A 7,133-nucleotide genomic window follows, 5' to 3' on the forward strand; every position below is an offset into this window, starting at 1 on the left:
TTTCAGTGATCAGTAATCAGTAATCAGTTTGCTTGGCAAATTCATTGACATACTCCCACCGTCAAGCTGCGCTATGAAGTGTAGAAATATGCCCATGACGAATCGATTTTTACCGCCGCGCATGGGCAGAAATTCCCTTAATGGGTAGGTCAACTTCGATCAGGCGTTTAGGGTAGGTCGTCATAGTTAAAATTCTACAATCTCGTTAAAAAATCCCACTCCTCAAACCAAGTTGAGCGATCAACGCATTCTAATAAAGCAATAAAATCCTGCTCAATATTAAACGCTATATTATGAGGGCTGATCACCTGATTGATAATTGCTTGAACGTCATCTTTTTTGGCATACTTGTAAAAATCCCGTGTATTCAAAATTTGATTGAAATAGTTGCGATAAGCAGTTGATAATTGAACATCATTTTCTGGAATTGACCTATCATTTGTACCCAACATATCATCACTTTTGAGCTTATCCCGAACAGAGCCACATTGATAGATGATTTGTTCAAATGCCTCATCATCATTGAGTAATTGCTGTAATTTGGGATTCATATAGTTCAGATAGGCTTGTTTAAGACCTTGAGCAAGACTTACGGCATCCACTGAAATCGAATTTTGCTGGTGACTTAACCACAGAAAAAGTAACCTACCTAATTTATCAAAATCTGTAAATAAAATAGATTCAAACGTATATGCACTTGGGATATACGTTGGCAAATTAAACCGATTATTTAAATTATTTATAATTAGATTTTTATGGTCGTCATTTAAGAAATCTCTATCAAAAATTAACACAGATTTTTGCCATAAATTCTGCTGATTTTTAATTAACTGAAAAATCTTTTTATAACTAGGTAAATCCTTAAAAATTTGAGAGACTCCACCCATCACCCAGAAAGAATATTTTTTTGTATTTATACCAATAGTATTTTTTTGTAATAACGTATAAATTGCTTTTGCATCATCCTGACCTTCAACAAAAATGATTTTATCCGCTTCAACGGCATTAATAAAATCTAAACCATTACTATTCCCTAAAGAACTAATAATAGGATTTAGCGCAGAGGGATAAATTCCTTTAAAGCGTGGCTCTACGGGAAGTTCTTGTCGAGATAAAGCATTATAATTATATTGAGGTCTATTTTCCAGATGAAATAATTGATGTAAAGAAACCTGTCGAATTAAACTTTCATTATGAGTTGTTAAAAAAATTTGTGTTGTCTCAGAGAATCTAAGCAGTGTATTGATTAGCCGACTCTGTATGTCACGATGAATATGACTATCAGGCTCATCAAAAAGAATCAAATTGAGATCATTTCTTTGCCCAAAAGAATATAAATTTAATAAAATTACAATAATCTGTATTGTCCCACTTCCCAGTAAAGAAATATCTTTTTCTATATCACGATTATCAATTTTGTAATTAATAATAACTTTGACATCATCCCGAAAATCACTAGAAGTAAAAAAGCTAACCTCTGCACTAGGGCTATCAAAGAGAATATACGACAAATCGCGCTTAAATCTCTCATACACTTGAGGATCTGCTTGATCACTATGAAGAGTGTATAGACGATTACGAATGACTTCAACCGATTCTCGCTTTTGAATTGCTTCTAGTACCTGCGGAGTAGTTAAAAATCTTTCGTCTGCTCTAATCGTTGCAACAGGAGAAGCAAAAGAACAGCCAATTGCTTTAGGAAAATTATGAAATAGTTGGTTAAACTGAAAAAAATCAAAATCTTGACGATTTAAAAATTCTAGCTTGTAGCTGTTGCCATGGGAATTTGTAATTGAAAAACCAATCTTTAATAATGGGTTTGGTCTTTGCTCAGAATATATGTCTTGAAAGATAAAAATTAATTCAATTTTTTGACTTTTATCGCACTGATAAAATAAGTCATCAATATTAGAACTACGAACCGTTTTTACATCTGTGTAAAGTAAATACTGAGTATCTTTAAAAACATAATGCCCCGCTCGATAACGTTCAGGTTTAGCACGAATTGCTTGGTATAACAAGAAGTTAAAACACTCATGCCAAAGGGCGATCGCCTCTAGCAAATTGGTTTTTCCTGAATTATTAACCCCAGTAAAGACATTAAAATCAGGATCTAAATCTACGGTAACATTTTGAAAAGACTTAAAATTTTTAATCTGAATTTTGCTGATCTTCATTCCCGTTCATCCTGCCGTAGAATTGCCTCTAGTCCAAGCTGATAATGTTCAATGCTTGAACAGGTTGCCGTCCTGGCGTAACCGCATCTCGAATGACATAAACTTCCGACATTGTCCCACAGTTAAACACCATATAGAGCCAATAGTCCCGCTTTAATCGTTCGGCTGTTGGCTCTCCCAGCTTTGGTGGGTAAAATGTATTCTAAGATACATTTCTCCTAGCGAGGGGGTGGAACGAACCACAAAGACACAAAGGACACAAAGATCGATCGATCATAATGTAAGTTAAACTTATCACACAGAACCTAGAAGAGCCGGCTGTTTTATACTTATCTCTGATGCTAACACAATTGGGAAGTAGGTTAGCCCAATTAAATCTATAGCAGTTTTCATCAGAATGAGGTATGGGCAAGGAGCTTAAACCCTTTGTTTGCAAAACTTGTCGACACCTCACTAACGTGAAAAGTGCTATAATTCGATTGAAAAAGCGAAACCCAACAACCCCAACGCTTACTGCTTAACTCTCAAAGTAATTGGCTGATAGCATTTTTCTTTATTCGTGGCAGGCATCCTACTCGCATCTCCCACCCCCCCTTGTCCCTCCGATGTCGGGGGGGGGCGGGGGGCAAGGGGGGGGGAGAGTCCGGCCTCTGGGTTTTCAGTGGAGACATTGAGAATCTAAGTTGTCTCGTTGAACAAGGAATTTCCGATAGTGATAGGTCAAGAATCCCCCGTCACAGCGTAGCTTGACGGTGGGAGTATGTCAACCAAGTGCCTAAGACAAGCTGTATCCCTAAGAATGGGACAATCAAACTAGGAGCCGTGTGAGGTGAAAGTCTCATGCACGGTTCTGAAGGGTCGGGGATGGAGGCGACTCCATTCCCGATCCCTAACACGCTGGCTTGAGAATATTCTTGTCACCCCATCAGGAATCCACTAAACAAAGAAGTTGGAAACAGTGATATTACCGAGAGCGGGTAATGTGCCGGTAATGCCTGTAACGTTAACCAGTAAGTCATTGGCACTTTGGAAACCAGCAACATTATCATTGACAATAATATAGTTTCCGGCTATCCCAGTAGTGGTTACTTGGACCAGGGCCGCGCCATTAATACCAAGTGCTTGGTTTCCAGCTAAGGCACCATTGGCATCGGTAAAAACAGCATTCACGACATTGGTTAAAGTGGCAGCGGCAGAATTGGCAGCACGACTAAAGGCAGCGGGGGCAGGCAGCACACCTCCTGCGGCACTGAGCAAATCAATTTTGTCGGAGCCGATCGCAAAATCAGTGATCCGGTCAGGGTTAGCGACAGTAGACTGGGAAAATTGGAAGAGGAAGACATCGTTTCCTGCTCCCCCCGTCAAGGTATCGAGTCCGGCACCACCATTAAGGGTATCATTGCCCCCACCACCGTTGAGAAGGTTATTGGCCGTGTTGCCCGTGATCACGTTATTACCTGCGTTACCAGTACCGTTAATGGCGGCTGCTCCCGTCAGTGTCAGGTTTTCCACATTTGCCGCTAAAGTCGTGGTGACAGCGGCTGTGAGAGTATCGGTTATAGTCGTGGTAGCTGCCGTCACCGCACCAAGAATAGCATTAGTAGGAGAAGACAAAGCTAAAGTAAAGATTTCATTCGCCTCATTAAGGGAATTATTGAGAATGGGAATATTGATGACTTGAGTAGTAACACCAGGGGCAAAGGTTAGAGTTCCAATGGTGGCGGTGTAATCCGCTCCCGCAGTTGCTGTACCGTTAGCAGTAGCATAGTTAACGCTGACGGTTTGGTTGCTTGCCTGGGAAAGAGTGACGGTGTAGGAGGCGTTTTGAGGAGTGGTCAAACCTTCAACAATCGTCTGACTGTTGGGACTAAGATTAATCGTGGGTAACTGAAAGTAGTTGCCAAAATTAATGCCAGTCAATTTTTCCCCTGCTTTCAAGTTTAGAGCATAGGGAGTGGTGGGGAAGGTTTGTATCCAGCCTGTTTGATTCACTTCCAGAATGGCATATTCTCCTGGTCCTAAGTTGCTGAAGGTATATTGACCATCAGCGTTAGTGACTGTGGAAATTTCCCAAGGATCTAATTGTCCATTGGTGAAGCTATCAATGTAAATTGTCCAACCTGCTAGGGCTTGTTCGCCTCCGTCCCAGATACCATTAGCATTAGCATCGTTCCATTTACTGCCTTGGATGCTTCCAAGTTGGATTACTCCCTTGTCATCTTGAAGTACGAAGTCACCAAACTGTTTAGCCGACTTGATAAAGCTTGGATCTCCAGTACGAAGATAATCTATTACTGCACCAACTTGAAATTGTCCTGCCGCAACTCCTGCCTTATTAACCAAATCAAAAGCAGCAGCTAAGGCTTCGGGATCAAAAGGAGGGTTGGGATCAATAATGTCTGAAGCAAAACTAGAAGCAGCAGCAGTTTGTTTTGTTGTTGCAGGAAAGAGAGATTCTGTTTGACTAACACGCCAACTATCAGCAAATGTAGTATGGACGATAGGGTTATTTTCCCACTGTCCAGGATTCAATTGTAAGTTAGTACCATCACGCAAGGCAAAGTCATTGCTAGTAATACCGTCGCCATTACCTAAAAGTCCTTGCAACAAACCAAAACGATAATCAGCAGGATTAACATCAATATTAATATAATATCGACTAGTGTTAATCGTATCCTCATAGACAAAAGCTGTTACTAGATCATCGTCATTGGTATTAATAATACCATCTAGACCAGCATAAGTAAAGGTATATTGAGAGCCTTGACGTTTTATCTGACCGATACCCAAATCAAGGGTTTGACCACTCAATAAATTGTAACTTTGTCCATCAATAGATAGTCTTTGATCCTGTGCTAAATCTATATCATAGTTAATATTGTAACCACCAAGATTTATAGCAAAAGCAGTATTGACTGAAGCACCAATCCAATAAGGTGAAGCTTCTTGGCGAGTTTGCACTTGAAAATCATCTATCAGGGATTTCACAAGAATAAACTCCCCAGTTGTTTGAAATTCATAGGGTTTACCATCAAAAGTTGACAGATGTACATCACCCCAACCATGACCGTTACCGACAACACCCGTAACACTGAAAAAGATGGAAAAATCTTGACCTGTAATAGGGGATACAGAACCTAGCGTTCCACCAATCGTAACCTTGTAAGCACTGTCCAACGGATTTAAACTAGCTGCTGGAATATAAATTTGTTCGATGTAATCAACCGCGTTAATAGTACCGCCAGCAACATTATCTGTTCCATTAAAACCCCAACCACCACCTAAAGTGCTAGGAGTATTGAGTGGTAAAAAACTAGGAGTGTAAATTAAACCACTATTATTCCCCTGTAACGTCAAATTTAAGTTAGCATCCGTGCTAAGACCGCCGCCAGGAACTCCTGTCCAAACTAAAGTTGCTTTAATATAGCTACCTGGAGAACGGGATAAATAACCTAAATTTACAGTTGATCCCTTGAATGTATCCTCAGCAAGTAGTTCTCTTGTTAGGGTGTTTGTCGCATTTCCTAGGTTGTTTGCGAATGAATTAGCAAGGAATAAATTAGCGTTATCCGTGGGTTCCCATATATTGCTATAAATTGAACCAGTCCCACTTCCGATTCCACTTGTAGAGGTATGGATAAGTAGTCCCTTTTCTGTGGAATCTAGCGGATCAATCAATGTTGTATTGGGTGCGGCTGGACCATTTAGCGCACTTGTAGGTATGGGAACATAAGGGCTATTAGGAATAGCGCCAGGTAACAAAATGTTTTTAAACCGCGCCCTGAATGCAACAGGACCACCAATCGCCGAAGGCATTGTTTGGACATTTTCATACCAAAAATTATCCTTAACATCTTGATTGATTAAGTAAGTCGACGCAGAGACTAAGTCGCCTGGTGCAAGCGCTTGCTCTATCTGAATACTCTGTCCACCTACAGTAATTGTTGCCCAGTCATTCTCACCTTTCAAAGCCTGTAATGTCCCAGCACTGAGACTATTACCACGCACTAAGTTAGAAAAAATGTCTCCCTCATCACCAGCGCTATCCGTCTGATTGATATGAGCATCAATAAAATGCCCGTATTCTTCTAACAAAACCGCAATAATGTCTGTCTCCGTAGCTGTATCGAGAAAATTAGCAGCGAGATAAATCTTATTCGTGCTAGTCCCATAAGCACCACTAGCGTTACCAAGAATGCTACTATCAAGAACTTCAATTTGCGGAAATGAACTAAAATCACCTACAAGCCATTGAGAACGGAGATTTGTGGCTACTGTATGGTCATATTGTGTACCAAATGCTATTTCGAACAAATTCCAGAAGTCATTTAAACCAGCAAAGTTTTTCAGTTGGTTATAGGTCTTGTTGAGAGTGGTCTGAAGAAGATTAGTCATAACATCCTTTCCATCAACTATTTGTTTGCATTTACATTTGATCGCTCAAGACTTATGAGACGGGTACTAGCGATCGCCTGGATCCATGAAAGTCATGGCTGTGTAGTATTGTAGATAGTTTTTGCGGAAATAAATTTTTGAGGAAATAATTTTTAACATCGGATTTAAATATCGGACTATAGCGTTTCCTGTTCGCACGAGGTACATTATCAATCTTAAAAAGCTTAATTAGCAAAGGTTTAAGCGTACCACACAGGTGTGAGAACCTCTATATACCCACTTTCCGCACTTCTTAACATTCAATTGATAATTTTTACTAATATATTGCTGACCACCCCTTACCAGTAAGGATTATAGCTACAATGATGGATTTTTATCAAGGTGAAGAATTGTAAATTTTTTTCTCAGAAAAAATCAATTATTAGACCTCCTGCAAAAATAGGAACTGATTATGTACAATAAAGTAAAACACTCAGAAAAACCATGACTTACGAAAAAGTAAAAAATTTGAATCCAGAAGAGTTTAAACGCTTTTGTGGAGTATATCCTGAAACATTTAAG

2 protein-coding genes and 1 pseudogene are annotated in these 7,133 nt (G+C 39.7%); 1 reads left to right on the plus strand and 2 read right to left on the minus strand.

Annotated elements, in window-relative coordinates:
- Positions 1–194: 194 nt before the first annotated feature.
- Positions 195–2,177 carry an ATP-dependent nuclease gene (locus O9323_RS00525; RefSeq protein ID WP_288124526.1) on the minus strand — a complete coding sequence of 661 codons (1,983 nt, stop codon included), beginning with the start codon at positions 2,175–2,177 and terminating at the stop codon, positions 195–197.
- Between the two features lie 636 nt (positions 2,178–2,813).
- On the opposite strand from O9323_RS00525, the pseudogene O9323_RS00530 reads away from it, so the two are divergent.
- Positions 2,814–2,927 (plus strand): annotated as a pseudogene (locus O9323_RS00530) (zinc ribbon domain-containing protein); the annotation flags it as partial.
- Positions 2,928–3,113: 186 nt separating this feature from the next.
- Here O9323_RS00530 and O9323_RS00535 read toward each other — a convergent pair.
- Positions 3,114–6,572 carry a Calx-beta domain-containing protein gene (locus O9323_RS00535; RefSeq protein WP_288124527.1) on the minus strand — a complete coding sequence of 1,153 codons (3,459 nt, stop codon included), beginning with the start codon at positions 6,570–6,572 and terminating at the stop codon, positions 3,114–3,116.
- Positions 6,573–7,133: the final 561 nt, after the last annotated feature.

The organism is Microcystis sp. LE19-131.1A, assembly GCF_027532015.1.
Taxonomy (GTDB): Bacteria; Cyanobacteriota; Cyanobacteriia; order Cyanobacteriales; family Microcystaceae; genus Microcystis; species Microcystis ichthyoblabe_A.

Excerpts from the sequence above, each read along its gene's own strand:
- O9323_RS00535 (WP_288124527.1), bottom strand. The coding sequence starts at position 6,572 with ATGACTAATCTTCTTCAGACCACTCTCAACAAGACCTATAACCAACTG.
- O9323_RS00525 (WP_288124526.1), bottom strand. The coding sequence starts at position 2,177 with ATGAAGATCAGCAAAATTCAGATTAAAAATTTTAAGTCTTTTCAAAAT.